Source organism: Paracoccus broussonetiae (assembly GCF_031854425.1).
Classification (GTDB): Bacteria; Pseudomonadota; Alphaproteobacteria; order Rhodobacterales; family Rhodobacteraceae; genus Paracoccus; species Paracoccus broussonetiae.
Map to the genome: position 1 here is coordinate 95,909 of NZ_JAVRQI010000008.1, position 19,920 is coordinate 115,828.

The 19,920-nt window shown below is 65.9% G+C and carries 17 protein-coding genes; 10 read left to right on the forward strand and 7 right to left on the reverse strand.

The window, feature by feature from the left end; all coding sequences use genetic code 11:
* The first annotated feature begins 22 nt into the window (after positions 1-22).
* The 5 genes from RM190_RS11690 (at position 23) to RM190_RS11710 (ending at position 5,825) form a co-directional block, all read left to right on the forward strand.
* Complete coding sequence (locus RM190_RS11690; RefSeq protein WP_311759625.1) at positions 23-1,402, forward strand: UbiD family decarboxylase; 1,380 nt, start codon at positions 23-25, stop codon at positions 1,400-1,402.
* Positions 1,399-1,989 carry a UbiX family flavin prenyltransferase gene (locus tag RM190_RS11695; protein ID WP_311759626.1) on the forward strand — a complete coding sequence of 197 codons (591 nt, stop codon included), beginning with the start codon at positions 1,399-1,401 and terminating at the stop codon, positions 1,987-1,989. The genes RM190_RS11690 and RM190_RS11695 overlap by 4 nt, the downstream gene beginning before the upstream one ends.
* A gap of 20 nt (positions 1,990-2,009) precedes the next feature.
* Entirely contained in the window at positions 2,010-3,047 is a 1,038-nt protein-coding gene (locus RM190_RS11700) for a CobW family GTP-binding protein (RefSeq protein ID WP_311759627.1), read from the forward strand.
* A gap of 72 nt (positions 3,048-3,119) precedes the next feature.
* Positions 3,120-4,463, forward strand: a complete 1,344-nt coding sequence (locus RM190_RS11705) for a nucleobase:cation symporter-2 family protein (protein ID WP_311759628.1) — start codon at positions 3,120-3,122, stop codon at positions 4,461-4,463.
* Positions 4,464-4,556: 93 nt separating this feature from the next.
* Positions 4,557-5,825 carry an amidohydrolase family protein gene (locus tag RM190_RS11710; RefSeq protein WP_311759629.1) on the forward strand — a complete coding sequence of 423 codons (1,269 nt, stop codon included), beginning with the start codon at positions 4,557-4,559 and terminating at the stop codon, positions 5,823-5,825.
* Between the two features lie 72 nt (positions 5,826-5,897).
* Here the strand turns inward: RM190_RS11710 and RM190_RS11715 are convergent, their stop codons facing one another.
* Genes RM190_RS11715 through RM190_RS11740 form a run of 6 tightly spaced genes read right to left on the reverse strand, consistent with a single transcriptional unit; the run spans position 5,898 to position 13,260 of the window.
* Positions 5,898-7,775, reverse strand: coding sequence for a CocE/NonD family hydrolase (locus RM190_RS11715; protein ID WP_311759630.1), 1,878 nt, complete (start codon positions 7,773-7,775; stop codon positions 5,898-5,900).
* Positions 7,775-9,349 (reverse strand): ABC transporter substrate-binding protein, encoded by a 1,575-nt coding sequence (locus RM190_RS11720; RefSeq protein WP_311759631.1) that lies wholly within the window; start codon positions 9,347-9,349, stop codon positions 7,775-7,777. The genes RM190_RS11715 and RM190_RS11720 overlap by 1 nt, the downstream gene beginning before the upstream one ends.
* 11 nt (positions 9,350-9,360) lie before the next feature.
* Positions 9,361-10,419 (reverse strand): ABC transporter ATP-binding protein, encoded by a 1,059-nt coding sequence (locus tag RM190_RS11725; RefSeq protein WP_311759632.1) that lies wholly within the window; start codon positions 10,417-10,419, stop codon positions 9,361-9,363.
* Complete coding sequence (locus RM190_RS11730; protein ID WP_311759633.1) at positions 10,416-11,390, reverse strand: ABC transporter ATP-binding protein; 975 nt, start codon at positions 11,388-11,390, stop codon at positions 10,416-10,418. The genes RM190_RS11725 and RM190_RS11730 overlap by 4 nt, the downstream gene beginning before the upstream one ends.
* Entirely contained in the window at positions 11,387-12,292 is a 906-nt protein-coding gene (locus RM190_RS11735; protein ID WP_311759634.1) for an ABC transporter permease, read from the reverse strand. The genes RM190_RS11730 and RM190_RS11735 overlap by 4 nt, the downstream gene beginning before the upstream one ends.
* On the reverse strand, positions 12,292-13,260 hold the full coding sequence (locus tag RM190_RS11740; RefSeq protein ID WP_311759635.1) for an ABC transporter permease: 969 nt from the start codon (positions 13,258-13,260) through the stop codon (positions 12,292-12,294). The genes RM190_RS11735 and RM190_RS11740 overlap by 1 nt, the downstream gene beginning before the upstream one ends.
* 137 nt (positions 13,261-13,397) lie before the next feature.
* Here RM190_RS11740 and RM190_RS11745 point away from each other — a divergent pair, with 137 nt between their 5' ends.
* Complete coding sequence (locus tag RM190_RS11745) at positions 13,398-14,318, forward strand: LysR family transcriptional regulator (protein WP_311759636.1); 921 nt, start codon at positions 13,398-13,400, stop codon at positions 14,316-14,318.
* On the opposite strand, the gene RM190_RS11750 is transcribed toward RM190_RS11745, so the two are convergent.
* Positions 14,315-15,019, reverse strand: a complete 705-nt coding sequence (locus RM190_RS11750) for an SDR family oxidoreductase (protein ID WP_311759758.1) — start codon at positions 15,017-15,019, stop codon at positions 14,315-14,317. The genes RM190_RS11745 and RM190_RS11750 overlap by 4 nt on opposite strands.
* A gap of 194 nt (positions 15,020-15,213) precedes the next feature.
* On the opposite strand from RM190_RS11750, the gene RM190_RS11755 reads away from it, so the two are divergent.
* The 4 genes from RM190_RS11755 (at position 15,214) to RM190_RS11770 (ending at position 19,720) form a co-directional block, all read left to right on the forward strand.
* Positions 15,214-16,632, forward strand: a complete 1,419-nt coding sequence (locus RM190_RS11755) for an alkaline phosphatase D family protein (RefSeq protein WP_311759637.1) — start codon at positions 15,214-15,216, stop codon at positions 16,630-16,632.
* A 148-nt stretch (positions 16,633-16,780) separates the two neighbouring features.
* Positions 16,781-17,902, forward strand: coding sequence for an ABC transporter substrate-binding protein (locus RM190_RS11760; protein ID WP_311759638.1), 1,122 nt, complete (start codon positions 16,781-16,783; stop codon positions 17,900-17,902).
* Positions 17,895-18,953 carry a FecCD family ABC transporter permease gene (locus RM190_RS11765; RefSeq protein ID WP_311759639.1) on the forward strand — a complete coding sequence of 353 codons (1,059 nt, stop codon included), beginning with the start codon at positions 17,895-17,897 and terminating at the stop codon, positions 18,951-18,953. Before RM190_RS11760 ends, RM190_RS11765 begins: the two co-directional genes overlap by 8 nt.
* Positions 18,947-19,720: an ABC transporter ATP-binding protein gene (locus RM190_RS11770; RefSeq protein ID WP_311759640.1), complete on the forward strand. Its 774-nt coding sequence runs from the start codon at positions 18,947-18,949 to the stop codon at positions 19,718-19,720. Before RM190_RS11765 ends, RM190_RS11770 begins: the two co-directional genes overlap by 7 nt.
* Positions 19,721-19,920: the final 200 nt, after the last annotated feature.

Consider the following 19,920-nt stretch of genomic DNA (forward strand, 5'->3'; position numbering starts at 1 on the left):
ACCCAGAACCCCCGAGGGCGAGATGCGCGAGTCACAGGATTTCCAAAGCTTTGCCGCCAATTACCGCGAGCGTTTCCCCGACGATATCCTGGACCTGCCCGCGCCCCTGGCCGACGGTCAGGATGTCGCCGCGATCGTCGAGGCCCTCGCCCTGCAGGGACGCGCGCCGATGCTGGCCTGCGCCAGCGTGCCGGGCAGCGACTGGCCGCTGGTGACGAATGTCTTCGCCTCGCGCCAACGCATCGCCCGCCTGTTCGGTGTGGGGGTCGAGGACCTGCACGCGGAATACCAGCGCCGCGCCAATGCGCCGGTCGACCCGGTCTTCGTCAATGACGGCGCCGTGGCCGAGGTGGTGACCGAGGGCGAGGCGGTAGACCTGTCCGCCCTGCCGATGATCCGCCACTTCGACAGCGACCGCGGTCCCTATGTCACCAACGCGATCATCGTTGCCTCTGACCCTGAAACCGGTATCGCGAACCTCAGCTATCACCGCTCGATGCGCCATGCACAGTCGGCGCTGGCTACCAGCCTGCATTCGCGCGGCCACCTGTGGCGCATGTACCAGACCGCACGCGAGGCAGGGCGGCCCTTGCCCGTCGCCATGATCATCGGTGCGCATCCGCTGTTCATGTTGGCCGCCTCGGCCCGCGTCGCCTTTGGGACCGATGAACGCGCGGTGGCTGGCGGCCTGATGCAGGCCCCGCTTGAGATGATCGCGACCCCCCGCCACGGCATTGGCGTTCCGGCCAATGCGGAGTTCGTGCTGGAAGGCCATCTCGACCCCGAGGCCCATGTCGCCGAGGGACCGTTCGGCGAATTTTCGGGCTATTCCTCGGACCGCTCGACCAACACGCTGTTCCATGTCACCGCGATGATGCGCAAGCGCGCGCCCTGGCTGGTCGACGTGGTCGGCGGCGCCACCGACGAACACCTGAACCTGGCCCGCCTGCCGCGCGAGGCCGAGATGCTGGAAAAGCTGAAGGCCCGCTTTCCTTCGGTGACCGGGCTGCATTACCCGACCTCGGGGACGCACTTCCATTGCTATGTCCGCATCCGCCAGACCCGCCCCGGCGAGGCGCGCCAGGTCATGCTGGGGCTGCTGGGCTGGGATCCCTATCTGAAGACGGTGATCGCGGTCGACGACGATATCGATGTGACGCAGGACAGCCAAGTGCTGTGGGCGCTGGCCACGCATTTCCAGCCCCATCGCGACATGTTCACCGTGGACGGCCTGCCGGGCAGCCCGCTTGACCCATCCTCGACCGCGGATGGCACCACCTCGCGGCTGGCGCTGGACGCCACCCGAGGGCCGGATTTCCACGGCATCCGGGCGGTTCTGGACGCGGGCGCGCGCGACCGGGCGCAGGCGTTGCTGCGGGGTCTGGCGGGGGCGCGGCCATGAACGCCCATCACCTGCCCGACCCGCCACGGCGCATGGTGGTGGGTATCAGCGGCGCTTCTGGTTTCGTCTATGGGCTGCGCCTGCTTGAGATGCTGCGCGAACTCGGGATCGAGACCCATGCCAGCGTCACCCGCGCCGCGCTGCTGACCATGACGCACGAGACAGGCTTCAAGCTGTCCGACATAGAGGCGCGCGCCGACTATCTCTATCGCCCCGACGATGTCGCGGCCAGCATCTCCAGCGGGTCGTTCAGGACCATGGGCATGATCGTCGCGCCCTGCTCGATGCGGACGCTGGCCGAGGTGGCGCAGGGCGTGACTTCGGGCCTGGTCAGCCGCGCGGCCGAGGTCACGCTGAAGGAACGCCGCCGGCTGGTGCTGATGGCGCGCGAGACGCCGCTGACGCAAAGCCACCTCGCCAACATGCTGCGGGTCACCGAAATGGGCGGCATCATTGCCCCTCCGGTGCCCGCCTTCTATGCCCGCCCGCGCTCTCTGGACGAGATGGTCGACCAGACGCTGGGCCGGGTTCTGGACCTTTTCGACCTCGACGCCGCGCAGGTGCGACGCTGGGTCAAGACACCCTGACTTCCAAGGGAGGGAAGACCATGCAGAAGACGGTGAAAGACAAGATCCCGGTCACGGTACTGACGGGCTTTCTGGGCGCGGGCAAGACCACGCTGCTGAACTATATCCTGCGCGAGAACCACGGCATGAAGATCGCGGTGATCGAGAACGAGTTCGGCGAGATCGGCATCGACGGCGACCTGGTCATCGGCAGTACCGAGGAAATCTTCGAGATGACCAATGGCTGCGTCTGCTGCGTGGCCGAGGCCCGCGACGACCTGTTGCGCGTCATCCGCCAGTTGCTGGACCGCCCCGACCGGCTGGACCATATCATCATCGAGACCAGCGGCCTTGCCGATCCCTATCCGGTGGCGCAGACCTTCTTCCTGGACGACCCGATCCGGGATGAAACCAATCTGGACGGCGTCATCGCGCTGGTCGATGCCAAGCACATCCTGCAGCATCTGGACGACGCCGATGTCGATGCTCTGGACAACCAGGCCGTGGACCAGATCGTCTGCGCCGACCGCATCGTCATCAACAAGGTCGACATCGCCACCGAGGCCGAGATCGCGGAAGTCACCCGCCGGGTGAAGAAGCTGAACGAGACCGCCGAGATCGTCCGCTCAAGCTTCGCGCAGATCGACCTGGGCAAGATCCTTGGCCTTGCCGCCTTCGACCGCAACCGCACGATGGCGGCCGAGATCGACCTTGATGGCGGCCATGATCATGTCCACCATCCCGCGCCCTGGGACCGCGACGCCAGCCACAGCCACGACGCCTCGGTCAGTTCGGTCGGGATCGAGCTGCAGGGCCACATGGACCCCGCCGCCATGACCCGTTGGCTGGACGAGATCCGCCGCTCGGACACTGCCGACCTGTTCCGCATGAAGGGCATCTTCTCGGTCAAGGGCGACGACTACTGCTATGTCCTGCACGGCGTCCACGGCGAGATCGAGTTCCGCCCCAACCACCCGTGGGCGGATGAGCCAAGATGCAACAAGATGATCGTGATCGGCCGGAACCTCGACCGGAACACCCTCACCCAGAATCTGAAGAAATGTCTCGCAGCCGCGTGAAAGCACAAAGGAAAACGGCTGACGAGAAGGAGAATACCGAAGTCTGAGAGGGACATCCCAAGGGAGGGGATCATGACGAAGACGAAGGGAATACATCCGGTTGACGAAATCCTGCCGCTGCGGCCCATGCTTGCCTTGGCGCTTCAGCATCTTGCCGTGTCCTATGTCGGCTCGGTCGCAGTGCCGCTGATCATCGCCAATGCGCTGGGTTTCAGCCAGCACGACACCATCCTGTTGATCAGCGCGACCTTTTTCTGCTCGGGCGTGGCCACGCTTCTTCAGACCATCGGCTTCTGGCGCTTTGGCGTGCGGCTGCCGATCATGAACGGCGTGGCCTTCAGCAGCGTCTCGGCGATCATTGCCATCGGCACCATGCCGGGTGTCGGGATCAGCGGCGTCTGCGGCGCGGTGATCCTGGGCGGCATCCTGATCACCCTGATCGCGCCACTGGCCGGACGGCTCCGGCGGTTCTTTCCGCCGGTCGTCACCGGCTGCATCGTGACCGCGATCGGGGTCCAGCTTCTGCCGGTCGCCTATCAATGGGCCGGGGGCGGGCATGGCAACGCCAATTTCGGCAAGCCGGGATACCTGGCCATCGCGCTTCTGGTGCTGGTCACGATCCTGCTGTTCAACCGCTATGGCGGGCCGCTGATGCGCAACCTGGCGGTGCTGGGCGGGCTGGTCGTGGGTGCGCTGGTCGCCGTCCTGTTCGGCATGGGCGACCTGACCCCCATGCGCGAGGCGCCCTGGCTGATCGCGCCCGCGCCCTTCGAATTCGGGATGCCGACCTTCGCGATCCTGCCCTTCGCCACGATCTTCATCGTCATGCTGGTGCAGACCGTGGAATCCATGGGCCTGTTCATCTCGATCGGGGATCTTGTCGAACGCGAGGTGACCCCTGGCCAGGTCGCGGACGGCATCCGCGCCAACGGGCTGGCCAGCGCCGTCGCCGGGGTGTTCGCGGGCTTCCCGTTCATCGCCCATATGGAGAATGTCGGTCTGGTCATCCTTAGCGGCGTGCGCAGCCGTTGGGTGGTGGCACTGTGCGGGCTGATCTTCTGTGTCGTCGCCTTCTTCCCGAAATTCGGCGCGATCCTTGCCGCGGTGCCAGCCCCCGCCCTGGGCGGCGCGGGCATTGCCATGTTCGGGATCGTCGCGGCGGCGGGCATCCAGTCGCTGGCCAAGGTCGACTACACCAACAACCGCTACAATATGCTGATCGTCGCGCTGACGCTGGCGATGGCCTTTATCCCGATCCTGCAACCCAGCCTGTTCGAGCAGCTGCCCGGCTGGTCGCAATCGGTCCTGCACAGCTCGGTCGTCGTGGCCTGCGTCGTCTCGGTCGTGCTGAACTTGCTGCTGAACGGCGCGGATGGCGAGGGCGACCACGCCCATGCCCCGCTTCAACAGGCCTGAGTCTGGCAAGTCACAGCAATTGCGTGTGAATGCCTGACAGAAGGGACCGGGTCCATCGGATCCGATCCCACCTATCCCGCCAGAGAGGACAAGATGAGCAAGACCGAACCTATCTCTGTTCCCGCGCGCCCGATCCTGCTGACCGGGGGGCGGATCGCCGCGGCGGACGGGACGCTGACCCGCGCCGAGATCCTGATCGATGCCGCGGGGCGGATCGCCGAGATCGCCGCCAGCATCACCCCCCCGCCCGAGGCGCAGCGCTTCGACGCCACGGGTTGCCTAGTCACGCCGGGCTTCGTGGATGTTCACCAGCATCTGGACAAGACGGGCGTGCTGCGCTTTGCCCCGAACCCCTCGGGCACGCTGCAGGGGGCACGGGACGCCTTTGCCGCCTATGCCCGGCAAGCCCCGCCCGAGGACATCTTCCGCCGCGCCTCGAAGACCATCGCGCAATGCCTGTCGCGCGGGACGCTGGCGATCCGCAGCCATGTCAATGTCGACAAGGATGCGGGCTTCAACGGCATCGAGGCACTGGCCCAGTTGCGCGCCGACTGGTCCGACCGGGTGGCCCTGCAGCTCGTCGCCTTCATGACGCCACATCCGGGGCAAGACCTGGCCTGGCTCGCCGCAAATATCGACCGCGCCGCGCAATCGGCGGATGCAGTCGGCGGCACACCGGCGGTGGCCGAGGATCCCGACCGCTACCTTGACCTGATCTTCGAGGCGGCGGCGCGCCACGGACTGCCAGTCGACCTGCACATGGACGAACATCTGGACCCGAACCGCCTGCATTTCGCCAAGGTGTTCGACCGCGTCCGTCGCTTTGGCATGCAGGGACGCACGGTGCTGGGCCACACCTCGGTGCTGAGCGCGATCCCGCGCGCCGCCTTCGAGCCGATCATGGCCGAGATCATCGATCTGGGGATCGGCCTTGTCACCCTGCCCGCTGCGAACCTGTATCTGCAGGGCCGCAGCGCCGACGAACTGCCGCCGCGCGGCCTGACGCGCGTGGCCGAACTGATCCGGGCAGGCGTGCCGCTGGCCACGGCCTCGGACAATATCCAGGATCCGTTCGTACCCAGCGGATCGGGTGACCTGCTGGAAATGGCCCGCTGGACCCTGCTGGCAGGCCACCTGAAGGGGGATGAGTTGGCCACGACCTATCGCATGATCACCGAGATCCCGGCGAAGCTGATGGGGCTTCGGGACCATGCCATCGAAAAGGGCAGTCTGGCAAACTTCAACGTCATGCGCAGCGACGATATCGACACGCTGGTCGCGGGCGGGCCTTCGGCGTCCAGCATCTTCGCGCGCGGGCGGCTGGTGTCGCAGGATCCCCGTTCGGCGTTGCTGCCAGCCTGAACAGGCCATCACGCAAAAGCGCCGGCCGACACGTTCCTGAGTCGACCGGCGCATCCCGTTCCGCCCGGTGCCTCAGCCTTTCGGCAGGCGCATCAACTCGATCCGGGTGCCCTGCCCCAGATGGACCTGATTTCGCGCGATCCGGGTCATGCGCGACGTGCCCTCGGGTGCGCCGGTATTCGGGTTCACGTCGAATTTCGGATAGTTCGAGGACGAGACGTCCAGGCGCAGCCGGTGCCCTTTGGCGAACAGGTTCGCCGTGGCAAAGGGGTTGATCTCGATCTCGATCACGCCTTCGTCCTGCGCGACCGGCTCGGGGCGATCCCAGCCCTTGCGATAGCGCAGGCGGAAGATCCCGTCCGAAATGATCAGCGCATAGCCGCGCGGGTAATCCGCGCTTGGCGGATAGACATCGACCAGCTTGGCGGTGAAATCCGTGTCCGGCGCGTCGGTCGAAACCGCCAGCCGCACCACTACCGGGCCGACCACGGCCAGATCCTCGGCCAGCGGCGCGGTTTCGAAGCTCAGCACGTCGGGGCGCGCGGTCAGCGGCATTCCCGGATTGCGGCAGCCATAGAATTCCGGCGCCTCGACCTGATCGAAGCCGCCACCCGTAAAGATCGGCTCGCCCGAGGTCAGCGCCCCTCCGATGGTCGGCACCGGGTCGCGCGGGTCGAAGTCATAGCCAAGCACGGCACCGGTTTCGGGCGCGTCCACGGCAAGGCTCATGTCCGGGCGGGGGTAAAGGACCAGCGGTTCGGCAGCCGGAATGGGCCAGTCCGGCGCTTCGATCCAGTGGCCGCCGTGGTCCAGATGTCCTGCCGACGTGCGCATGCCGCTGCCGCCGCCCATCAGGAAGACATGGGCGCGGCCGTCCTGCGCGGGCTGATCCTCGTCCTTCAGCCAGCGGGCGAAGAATTTCAGCCGATAGGTCAGCCAGTCGCGGTCGATCTGCCCGTCGAAGGTCGCGGCGGGGCCGAAATCGACATCGCCGAAGGTGCTGCGCGAGCGGTTGCCATGCGTCCACGGCCCCATGATCAGTGTCAGCGGCCGCGCCGGATCGCCCTTCAGCCCAGCATAATTCTCAAGCGTGGTCGGAACATAGACGTCATACCAGCTCGACATGAAGATGATCGGAACCTTCGGGAAGGTGGCGTAATGGCCCGCCGCCCAAAGCCCGGTCCGCTTCCAGAAATCGTCAAAGGTGCCGTGCTGCCACTGTTCCAGCACATAAGCTTCGAAATCAGGATCCCACTTGATGGGCGAGCGGCCCTTCGTCCAGGGCGTGCGGGCCATCCAGCCGGCCAGATCCTCGGCCTCGATCGCGGCCAGAACGCCGGGGTCGCTGGCGGCAAGCGGACTGTCCTTGGCGTGGCTATAGGCCCAGGTGACCTGCTTCATCTCGAAGGCGCCGCCCTGACGGATGCCGCAGCTGAACGCGTTCGAGAAACCGCCGGAATCGACGGCCATGCAGGCAAGGCCCGGCGGGTTCAGGCAGGCCATCGCCATCTGCACATGCGCGTCATAGCTGAGGCCCATCGTTCCGATCCGGGAATTGTTCCAAGGCTGCGCCTCGATCCAGACCATCGCGTCGAAACCGTCCTCGGCCTCGTTCACGTATTTGGTGAAGCGTCCTTCCGAGGCGAAGCGACCCCGGCAATCCTGCCAGATCACGATGTAGCCCTGCCGGACCAGCAGCACCGCGAGATCGGCCCGCGATTTCGAGACCGGCTCGGCCACAGAAAGCTCGGTCCGGGGGGTGCCCGACTTGTCATAGGGGGTGCGCTCGAAGATCACCGGCAGGGGATCTTCAAGCGGGCGGCCGCCCGACGCCGGACGATAGATGTCGGTCGCCAGACGGACGCCGTCCCGCATCGGGATCATCACGTTGCGATGGACGACGACATCCTGGGTGACCGGCTCGGCCGGCGTCAGGGCGACCAGGGGCATCACTTCGCGGTCCTCACGTTCTGGGGCAGCGTGTATTCGGACAGGCCCGCTTCCAGCGTCAGCCCCTGCTTCATCGCCCAGTCGATCTTCTGCCAGTAAAGCGGCACGATCGGCGTCTTGGCGAAGGCGATACGGGTGGCCTCGGCCAGCAGTTCGTTGCGCTTGTCCAGGTCGAATTCGGATTGCGCCTTGCTGAGCGCCGCGTCGAATTCCGGCGACGAGAACCGCATCCGGTTGAACGCACCCGTGCCCGCTTCCTTGTCATAGGTGCGGATCAGCGAACCCAGCATCGGCGCGGCCGTGGGGGTCGAGGAGCCCAGCGAGAACACGAAGGCGCCATAGGCCCCGGCGGTCGCGTCCTTGGAATAGACGTTATAGGGGAAGACCTGCACGCCGTTCACCTTCAGTCCGCCGCGGGTCAGCATCTGGCCGATCGCCTGCGCCAGTTCGGCATCTCCGGGGAAGCGGTTGTTGGACGACACGACCGTGATCCCGAACCCGTCGGGATAGCCCGCATCAGCCAGAAGCTTCTTTGCCTCGGCCGGATCGGGGGCCTGCGGTTGCAGGTCGGCCGCATAGCCACCCAGAACCTCGGGAACGATCTGCGCGGCCGGCACGCCCGCGCCGCCCAGCAGGCGGTCGACGATCAGCTGTCGGTCCAGCATCAGCGACACGGCCTTGCGGACGCGTTCGTCCTTGAACGGGTTCACCGTCAGCGGCTTGCCCTGAAGGTCGGTCACGCCCGGCGCGGTATCGCCGCGCATGCTGAGCGCCAGATAGACGACGCGACCCGACGGTTCTGACAGGATGGTGAAATCGCCGCCCGAGGAAATCTGCGTGGTGTCGGCCGGCGGGACCGAGTCGATCAGATCGACCGCGCCAGACAGCAACGCCGCGACCCGCGCCGCGTCGTTCGAGATGAACTTGATGTCCACGTCCTTGAACTCGGGCTTGTCGCCCCAGTAGCCGTCATAGGCCTGCAGCTTCAGATCCTCGCCCGGCGTCCAGGACACGAACTTGTAGGGGCCGGTGCCGATGGCGGCGGTGCCCACGTTGAAATCCTCGGTCGCCTTGCCGTCGCTGGCAGCCTTGCTGACGATGAAAACGCGGCCGATATCCTCGATCAGCGCGGGATCGGGGATCTTGGTCGTGATCTTCAGCGTCAGGTCGTCGACCTTTTCCAGCTTGTCGATATTCGACACCATGTCGCTGTAGGGCGCGGGCGAATTCGGGACGTTCGGCGCCCGCTCGAGCGAGAAGATCACATCATCTGCGGTGAAAGGGCTGCCATCCTGGAAGGTCACGCCCTCGCGCAGCTTGACCTGCCAGGTCAGCGGGTCGAGATTCGTCCATTCGGTCGCAAGGCCGGGCGAGATCTGCAGGTTGCGGTCGAACTTCACCAGCTCCTCGAAGATCATGTTCGAGGTGTTCTGGTTGTTCCCCGTGCGCGAGAATTGCGGATCGATCGAGGATTGCTCGGCCGCAAGCCCCATGGTCAGCTGCTGGGCCGAGGCCGACAGCGCCGTCCCGCACAGAAGCGCGGCCAATGCCGCCGTCTTGAAAAGCGTGGTCATGGTGTTCCCTGTCATTTGTCGTTGCTGGTATTGCGTTTGATCGCGCGCAGGCCCGCGCCCCCGTCCAGGTGACAGGCCGCGGAATGGCCACCCTCGAAGTCCTTCAGCGCGGGGCGGGTGGTCTTGCAGATGTCCATGGCAAACGGGCACCTGGGGTGGAAATGGCAACCGCCGGGCGGGCTCAATGGCGAGGGGATCTCGCCCTTCACGGTCGAGAAGGTATGGCCCCGCCGGTCGATCCGCGGCACCTCGGCCAGAAGTGCGGCGGTATAGGGATGGCGCGGTCCTTCCGGGCCAAAGATCTCGTCCGTGGGCGCGCTTTCGACGATGCGTCCCAGATACATGACCACGACCCGGTCCGAGATGTGCTGGACCACGGAAAGATCGTGGCTGATGAACAGCAGCGTCAGTCCAAGATCGCGCTTCAGTTCCATGAACAGGTTGATGACCTGCGCCTGGATCGAGACGTCCAGCGCAGCGATGCTTTCGTCGCAGACCAGGAAATCCGGCTGCACCGCCAGTGCCCGCGCGATGCCCAGCCGCTGGCGTTGCCCGCCCGAGAACTGGTGCGGATAGCGGCCCGCGACCGCCGTATCCAATCCGACCCGCGCCAGCAGGTCCGCGACCAGCGCATCGACGCCCCCCGCGGGCAGAAGCCCGTGGACGCGCGGCGCCTCTCCGATGATCTGGCGGACGGTCTTGCGCGGGTTCAGCGAGGACATCGGGTCCTGAAAGATGATCTGCGTGCGCAGGCGCATCTCCATGCGGTCCCGACCTTTCAGCGACGCGATGTCGCGGCCCTGCCGTTCGACAACGCCGCCCGAGATCGGCAGCATTCCGGCGATGGCGCGGCCCAGCGTGGATTTGCCGCAACCGGATTCGCCGACCAGGCCCACGACCTCGCCCTTCATGACCTCAAGGCTGACATCGTCCAGTGCATGGACGGTCGGAGGCGGCGGCGATCCGGCCAGGCGGCCCACGAAACGCTCGATCATGTCGGGCTTGCGCTGGAAGCGCTTGCTGACGGCGCGTGCGGCGGCCAGCGGTGTGGCGGCTTCGGTCCCGCTCATGCGACAACCTCCATCGGGTGAAAACAGCGCCAGCCGTGATTGTCCGTCCCACTTTCGGAGGGTTCGTGCAGGCATTCGGCGGAGGCACGCGGGCAGCGGGGGCGGAAGGGGCAGCCTTCGGGGCGGCCCAGCGGTGGAGGTGCGGCACCGGGGATCTGGCGCAGCGGCTCTCCGCGGCGGTTCGCCATCGGGGTCGAATCGATCAGCCCGCGCGTATAGGGATGGCGCGGATGGTCCAGAACCTGCGCGGTCGGACCATGTTCGACGATCCGGCCCGCATACATGACCGCGATCTTCTGGGCCAGCGCCGCGACCACGCCAAGGTCATGGCTGATCCAGATCATCGCAAGGCCCATCTCCTGCGACAGCTTCTGCATCTCGGCCAGGATCTGGCTTTGGATCGTCACGTCCAAAGCGGTCGTGGGTTCGTCCGCAATGATCAGGTCGGGTTCGTGCAGAAGCGCGATGGCGATCGCGACGCGCTGGCGCATCCCGCCCGAAAATTCATGCGGATAGGCGTCGATGCGCTCTTCGGGATGGGGGATGCCGACCTTGGCCAGCGCGGCAAGCGCGCGGGCGCGGGCTTCGGCCCGGCTGACCTTGCGATGGGCGCGGACGGTCTCGATCATCTGCGTCCCGATCTTCAGCACCGGATTCAGGGTCATCATCGGATCCTGAAAGATCATCGCGATGCGGTCGCCGCGCAGTGCGCGCAGGCGCTTTGGCCCGGCGGCGCGCAGATCCTCGCCGCGATAATCGATCCGCCCCTCGACCACGCGACCGGGCTTGTCGATCAGGCCAAGGATGGAAAAGCCGGTAATCGACTTGCCCGAGCCGCTTTCGCCGACAAGGCCCAGGATCTCGCCGCGCTTCAGTTCCAGATCGACGCCGTCCACGGATTTCACCGTGCCCTTGGGCGTATCGAACCAGGTTTTCAGGCCTTCGACCTTCAGGATGATGTTGTCGGTCATTGGGCAAGCCTCGGGTTCAGGACCTCGCGCAGGCGGTCGCCCACGACGTTGATCGAAAAGACAAGGGTCAGAAGAAGCAGGCCCGGGAACACGCTCATCCAGTAAAGCCCGGCCAGCAGCACCTGATAGCCATTGGCGATCAGCAGCCCCAGCGAGGGTTCGGTGATCGGCAAGCCGATGCCGAGGAAGCTGAGCGTCGCTTCCGCCGCGATGGCATGGGCGACCTGGATCATCGCGATCACGATCAGCGGCGGCAGGCAGTTGGGCAGGATATGTGACAACAGGATGCGCGTGGGCGACAGGCCCAGGCAGCGCGCGGCCTCGACATAGTCCTTGCCGGTCTCGACCATGGCCGCGGCGCGGACGGCGCGCGCGAAATAGGCCCATTGCACGAAGATCAGCGCCAGGATCACCTTCCACGTCCCTTGGCCAAAGATCACCAGGATCATCAGCGCGACAAGGATTGTGGGCAGCGACAGCATCAGGTCGACGAAGCGCATGATCAGCGTCTCGACCCAGCCGCGGGCATAGGCGGCGATCAGGCCCGCCAGCGTGCCGACCAGCATCGCCAGCATCCCCGCGGTGACGCCGACCCAAAGCGAGGTCCGCAGCCCGTAAAGCATGGCCGACAGCATGTCGCGGCCCTGCGTGTCGGTGCCCAGCCAATAGGTCATGCCCCCCATCGAGGTGCTGCCGGGCGCCAGCTTACTGTCGAAGAAATCGATCGCCCCAAGGTCATAGGGATTCTGCGGCGCGATCCACGGCGCCAGCAGCGATGCCGCAACCAGGATCACGCAGATAAGCGCCGCGATGGTGGTCTTGGGGCTGGAAAGGATGCCGCGCAGGAGGCGGGCGGACAGGGAGTCGCCTTGGGCGATTGCCCGGAACAGGGTCGAAGCCATCACTGACGCCCCCGGATGCGCGGGTCGAGCGCCGAATAAAGGATGTCGACCGTGAAGTTGATGAGGCTGAACAGGCAGACGATGACCAGGATATAGGCCACGATGATCGGACGATCGAGCCCGTTGATCGAATCGATGATCAGCTTTCCGACGCCCGGCCAGGCGAAGATCGTTTCGGTCACGACGGCGAATGCGATCAGCGACCCGAACTCGACCCCAAGGATGGTGATGATCGGGATCATGATCGTCTTCAGCACATGCACGAACAGGATGCGCCGTTCCGAGATGCCACGAGCACGCGCGAATTTCACGAAATCAAGCGGCATGGTTTCCTGCACGCCCGTCCGGGTCATGCGAATGACCAGCGCGATCTGCGCCAGCGCAAGATTCGTCGCAGGCAGCAGCAGGTGCTGGATGCCGTCCCAGGTCGCGAAGCTGGTGGTGATGCCCAGGATGGTTCCCGTCTCGCCCCGCCCGGTCGAGGGCAGCCAGCCCAGCCAGACCGAGAAGATCATGACCAGCATCATCCCCTGCCAGAAATTCGGCAGCGAGAAGCCCAGGATCGAACCGGTAACGATGGTTTCGTCCGTGGTTGATCCCGGCCGCGTTCCGGCCAGAAGCCCGAGCGGCAGGCCAAAGACCAGCGACAGCACCAGCGCGGTGATGGTCAGCTCCAGCGTGGCGGGCAGGCGTTCGAAAATCACGTCCAGCGCCGGACGGTTGAAGACGAACGAATTTCCGAAATCGCCATGCAGCGCCGAAGACAGGAAGCCGAAATATTGCAACGGCAACGGCTGGTCGAGATGCAGCGAAGCTGCGACCTGCGCCCGCTCGGCTAGGCTTGCATCGGCCGGCAGGAGGATTTCCAGCGGGTCGCCGATGGCATAGACGCCCAGAAAGACGATGACCGAGGTCAGCAGCAGAACCAGCATGGTCTGGACCAGCCGCCTCAGGATAAAGACCGTCATGGGCGCAGCCCTGCCGCGGAGCTGCCGATTGGGTGGCTCATGTCTGGAAGTCCTCCGTTTCGGGAATGGTTTGCGAAACGATTCCCGACTATGCAATATTATGATGATTATGTTTCAGTTGATGCGTGGCGCGCATAATGGATTCCGAACTTCTCCGCACCTTCCAGGTCGTATGCGACAAGGGCACCACCCAGGCTGCCGCCGAGGTGCTGGGCGTCTCGCAATCCGCAGTCAGCCGCCGGCTTGCCCAGATCGAGGCTGAACTGGGCCTTGCGCTGTTCACCCGCGAAAAGGGCAGGCTGATCCCGACCCGCGAAAACCGGGCGCTGCTATCGCAGATCTCGGCGGTGCTGGTCCAGAACACCCGGCTGACCCAGATGGCGCGCGATCTCGGTTCGGGGAATTCGCCCATGCTGACGCTGCGGGTGGCCTTTCCCGCCAGCCTGACCATGACCATCATCCCCCGGGTCTTGCAGGACTTCACCGCGACAAACGACCGTGTCCAGGTCGAGATCCATACCGGCACCTATGATACGATCGAACGGATGCTGCTGGACGATCGGGCCGAGATCGGCTTCCTGCGGATGCCGACGCAGCGACCCGGCATCGTCTCGACCCCGCTGATCGAGGTCGAGACGGTCTGCGTCATGCCAGCCGACCATCCGCTGGCCGCACGCGACGTCGTCTCGGTCCGCGACCTGTTTCGCGAGCCGCTGATCCTGCTGGGCCGGATGCGCGCCCCCCGCAGCGAGATCGACCAGCTTCTGATGGAGATCGGCCTGCGCCCGCAGATCCGGATCGAGGCGCATTCGGTCATGTCGGCCTGCGCCCTTGCCGCGCATGGGCTGGGCATCACGCTGGTCAACGGGCTGATGGCGCGCGACTATGCCCATCTTCCCATCGCAATCCGCCCGCTGCGTGAAAGGCTGACGCATCACTTCGCCTTTGCCATGCCGGAATCCATGCCCCCCTCGGCCACGGCGCGCCGGTTCATGGAGGTGGCCGAGCGCCATTTCTCGCAGCTTCTGGTCGCACCGAAGGCCGGGGGTCCCGCCTAGATGCTGCGCGCGATGCCGCCGTCCACGCGGATATTCTGCCCGGTGATATAGCCCGCGCCCTCGGACAGCAGGAAGGCGATGGTGGCGGCGATTTCCTCGGACGTGCCATAGCGGCCCATCGGCACGCTCTCGCGGCGCTCTTCAGTCGCGGGCAGGCTGTCGATCCAGCCGGGCAGGACATTGTTGATGCGGATGCCTTGGCCCGCGTGTTCGTCGGCATAGATCTTGGTGAAGCTGGCAAGGCCCGCACGAAACACGGCCGAGGTCGGGAACATCGCGCTTGGCTCGAACGCCCAGGCGGTCGAGATGTTGACGATCGCGCCCGCGCCCTGCGCCTGCATGATCGGGGTGACAAGCCGGATCGGCCGGACGGCGCCCAGGAAATAGACATCCATCCCTTGATGCCAGTCATTGTCGCTTAGCCCGAGCAGCGGTCCCCTTGGCCCGTGCCCGGCCGAGTTGACCAGCGCATCGACCCGGCCCCACGCCTTCATCGTCGCGTCGACCAGCCGCGCCAGATCTTCGGGCGACTGGTTCGAACCAGTAACGCCGATCCCGCCCAGTTCCCGCGCCAGCGCCTCGCCCTTGCCGGAAGAGGACAGGATGGCGACACGATAGCCGTCCCGGTGCAGGCGGCGGGCCGTGGCCGCGCCCATGCCGGACCCTCCGGCGGTGATAATGGCAACCTTGTCCATGATCATGACATCCTCTGCGTTCATTGCCCCCGTGCTAACATAGCCCAACGCAATGCGGTTGCGCAGTCGAACGGCAGCCGTGACCATTGGCTGCGCGGATGCCTGCGCGATCCGCTCACATCCGCGTGGGCGGCCGCAAGGGCGGTTGTGCCGGAGGCGCGCGGATGGGATGCAGTCGGCCTGCAATGGAAAAGGACCAGATGACCGACCCAGCGAAAACCATCGGGCCGATCCTGTATCTGGATCACGTTGCCGGCGATCTTGTGCATCTGGCCGCGCTGTTCATCGCGCCTCGCGGGGCCGCCGTGCCCCCGGTCGAGGCCGCAGGGGCGTTGTTCCCCGCAAAGCCGCTGGCCGAATACGCGGCCGCGACCGTCCATCGCGCCCGTTTCGCGCTGCCACAAGGGCAGGCCGAATACCGCTGGAACGGCCAGACATTTGCCCTGTCGCTTGACCTGCATGGCGATGCGCGGCTGGCCTATGTCTCGTGCAATGGCGAAGAGGTCGGCGACCTTGACCGCGAGGGGTCCGAGCGCAACGCGATGTGGGAACGCCTGCGCGCGGAACATGGCAAGGCCCCCTTCGCGCTGCTGATGCATGGCGGCGATCAGGTCTATGCCGACGAGGTGACGCAGGGCCATCCCCTGTCCGACCACTGGCCCGACCGCCTTCCCGACCCGGGAGCCGATCTTGGCGACCTGCGCCGGCACCTGCGCGAGCGGTTCCTGGAGCGCTATGCGGCGCTTTACGCCTCGCCCAGCTTCGCCTGGATCGCGGCGCGCGTGCCCTCGCTGATGCAATGGGACGATCACGACATCTGCGACGGCTGGGGATCGCTGGCCCGCCGCGCGACGGAATCCGAAGTCGGGCAGTTGCTGTTCGCGGCGGCGCGCGAAGCCTTTCTGACCTTTCAGGCCGCGGCCGCGGATGGTGACCTGCCTGCGCGCTTCGCCGATCCGCAGGGCGGCCACCTTGGCTGGACGATCCGCGCCCCCGGCCTGCGCCTGCTGGCGCCCGACATGCGATCCGAGCGGACGCGCCGGCGCATCATGGGACCGGGCGGCTGGGCGATGATGGAAGACGAGCCGCCGCTTCAGGGCGACGAGCGTCTTGTCCTGATGTCCAGCGTCCCGCTGCTGGGTCCACGCCTGTCGCTGCTTGAGACGCTGATGATGGCCGTGCCCCGGATGCAAAGCTATGAGGACGACCTGCGCGACCAGTGGCAAAGTCATTCCCATCGCGAGGAATGGCGACGGATGCTGGGCCTGCTGGTCGACTTCGGGCAGACCGGCCGGAACGTCGTGGTGGTCTCGGGCGAGATCCACCTTGCGACGCGGGCCGAGATGCCGCTGCAGGGAACGGCCAAGCTGCACCAGCTTGTCGCCTCGGGGATCGCGCATCGCCCGCCGCCACGGGCGTGGGCGCGCTTTCTGGGAACGCTGGCGATGCTGGGGGACGATCCGCTGCCGGGCAAGCATATCGCGATCCGCCGCATCCCCGGCCAGGTCGGTCGCTATGTCGCGCAGCGGAACTATCTGGTGCTGACGCGGCAGGCGGGCGCGTGGCAGGCCGAATGGGAGTTCGAGATCAGCGGCCGTTCGCCCGCGCTGGCGCTTTGACCCCGCCTGCGAGCCCAGTGCCTTGGCGGGCAATCTTTCGCCGTTCCCCGGCAGGCTTTGGGGGACGGTCATCATCCTTAGTTGACTATTTCCATAGGTATTCATAAACGGCGCGCGTCGCAGACAGTCTTGCCCAGGAACCGCCGCCATGATTCTTCGCCTTGCCGCTGTCGCCAGCGCCCTTTCCCTGTCCGGAATCCTTCCCGCCCTTGCCGAGCCCGTCACCCTGACCGACATCGCCGGACGCGAAGTGACGGTCGAGGCACCGGCCAAGCGCATCATCCTGGGCGAGGGGCGGCAGATCTATCTGCTGGGCATCCTTGACCGCGAGGCGCCGTTCCAGCGCGTCGTCGGCTGGCGTCAGGACCTGCTGGAGGCCGATCCCGACAATTACGCCGCCTATGCCGAGAAATTCCCCGAACTGAAGGATCTGCCCACCTTCGGCGGGTTCAAGGACGGCACCTTCGATGTAGAACAGGCGGCCGCGCTGAAGCCCGACGTGATGCTGATGAACCTGGAATCCAAGGCCGCGACCGAGGATGCGGGCTATGACGACAAGCTGGCGCAGCTTGGCATCCCGATCGTCTATGTCGATTTCCGCGAAGACCCGATGGCCCACAGCATCGAATCCATGCACATCATGGGCAAGCTGACCGGCCGCGAGGAGCGGGCCGAGGAATATGTGCAGTTCGTCGACCAGCAGATGAAGCGCGTCACCGAGGTGCTGGCCAAGGCTGAATTCACCCGGCCTAAGGTCTTCGTCGACCGCGCCGGCGGCTATTCCGACGATTGCTGCATGAGCTTCGGCGACGGCAATTTCGGCGAATATGTCGAGATCGCGGGCGGCGAGAACATCGCCAAGGGGATCATCCCCGCCACCTTCGGGACGCTGAACCCCGAACAGATCATCGCCTCGAACCCCGATCAGGTCATCGTGACGGGCGGCAAATGGGACGCCTATGTCCCCAACGGGGCCTGGGTGGGCGTCGGTCCGGGCGCGGATCTGACAGCCGCACGTGCGAAGCTCCAGGGCCTGACCACGCGCACCGCCATGACCGGCACCAATGCGGTCAAGACCGGCCAGTTCCACGCGATCTGGCACCAGTTCTATGACAATCCCTATTACTTCGTGGCGGTCCAGCAACTGGCGAAATGGCAGCAGCCGCAGCTTTTCGCCGATCTGGACCCCGAAGCGACGCTGAAAGAGCTGCATGAGCGCTTCCTGCCCGTGCCCTATCGGCCCGGCTACTGGGTGTCGCTGAATGAGTGACGCGGCCCCGGCAGCGGCGGGGCGCGGCTTTTACCGCGCACTCGTGCTGCGCCGCCAACTTATCCTGGCGGCGCTGGCCGCGGCGCTGGTCTTCAGCATCTGCCTGGACCTTGCGCTTGGCCCGGCGCGCTACAGCCTGGCCCAGGTGATCGAGGCGCTGCTGCGCCCCGGCCTTGTCGATGAACGCATCCGCGTCATCCTGTGGGAAATCCGCATGCCGGTTGCGCTGATGGCGGCGGTCGTGGGCGCAAGCCTGTCGATTGCGGGCGTGCAGATGCAGACGATCCTGAACAACCCGCTGGCCAGCCCATTTACACTCGGGATCTCGGCCGGGGCGGGATTCGGGGCAGCGCTGGCGCTGGCCTTCGGCGTCGCGCTGGTGCCCTTCGCGGTCGATTACATCATCCCGGTCAACGCCTTCCTGATGGCGATGCTGACCTCGCTGGCGGTCTATGGGCTCAGCCTGCGCCAAGGCGTCGGCAGCGAGACCATCATCCTGCTGGGCATCGCGCTGGTCTTCATCTTCAACGCGATGATGTCCCTGATCCAGTTCTTCGCCAGCCAGCAGGCGGTGGCGGCGGTGGTGTTCTGGACCATGGGCAGCCTGACCAAGGCGACTTGGCCGAAGCTTTGGATCGCGCTGGCGGTTCTGGTCGCTTCGGCCCCGCTGCTGGCGCGGCGCGGCTGGCAGCTGACGGCAATGCGGCTGGGCGAGGCCAAGGCGGAAAGCATGGGCGTGCGCCCCCGCCGTCTACGGCTTGAAGTGCTGGTGATCGTCAGCCTGCTGGCCGCGATCTCGGTCTCGTTCGTGGGCAGCATCGGCTTTATCGGTCTGGTCGGGCCGCATATCGCCAGGATGCTTCTGGGCGAGGATCAGCGCTTCCTGCTGCCGGGCGCGGCCTTGTCGGGCGCGCTCCTGCTGTCGGTGGGGTCGATCCTGTCCAAGTCCATCATTCCCGGCACCGTCATTCCGATCGGCATCGTGACCGCGCTGGTGGGGATTCCCTTCTTCCTTTACCTGATCCTGAACCGAAGGAGCGCGGCATGGTAAGCCTTAGCCTGCAGGACGTCTCGGCTGCCTATGGTGGACGGCAGGTGCTGGGCGGGATCAGCACCCCGGCCCTGCAGGGCGGCCAACTGGTCGCGCTGCTGGGGCCGAACGGCTCGGGGAAATCCACGCTGTTCCGCCGCATCTTCGGGCTGCTGCGTGGCGCGGGCCAGATCCGGGTCGAGGGTGCGACCGTGCCCCGGCCCATCGCCTATATGCCGCAGGACAATGGCGCGCGACCGGTGCTGACGGTCTATGAATCGATCCTTCTGGCGCGGATGCAAGGCCGCCGCCTGCGCGTCCTGCCCGAGGATCACGCCGAGGTCGACCGGATGCTGGACCTGCTCAACATCGCCGCCCTGCGCGGACAGAATGTGGGCGACCTGTCCGGCGGCCAGCGCCAGATGGTGGGCGCGGCGCAGGCGCTGGTGCAGAACCCGCAGATCCTGCTGATGGACGAGCCGACCTCGGCGCTGGACCTGTCGCGCCAGATCGACTTGCTGGCGCTGCTGCGCCGGCTGACCCGCGAACAGGGCCTGTTGATCGTCGTCGCCATGCACGATCTGGGCCACGCGCTGCGATTTTCTGATGCGGCGCTGGTGATCGGCGGCGGCGGTCTTGTCGCCTGCGGGCCAACCCCCGAGGTCGTCACCAGCCGCCTCCTGCGCGACGTCTTCGATGTCGAGGCGCGGATCGAACCCTGTTCGAAAGGCGTGCCGCAGTTGATCGTTGAAGGTCGGGCCAGCCACGCAGCAAGCCGCGCGGCGTAAGGCCCTGACCCGGTTCTCGCGGGTCCGGCCGAAAATTCACCCCATCTCGCACACCGATGCGCATGACGCCCTTTTCCGGAAGCCTTGCCGGGATCGACGCGGCAAGTGGGCAACCGGAAGGCGGCTGCGCACATTACGCAGGCAGCGGGCGACCCGCACGCGGCCTGCGTCGATAAACCGCTTTACAAGACATGAGCCGG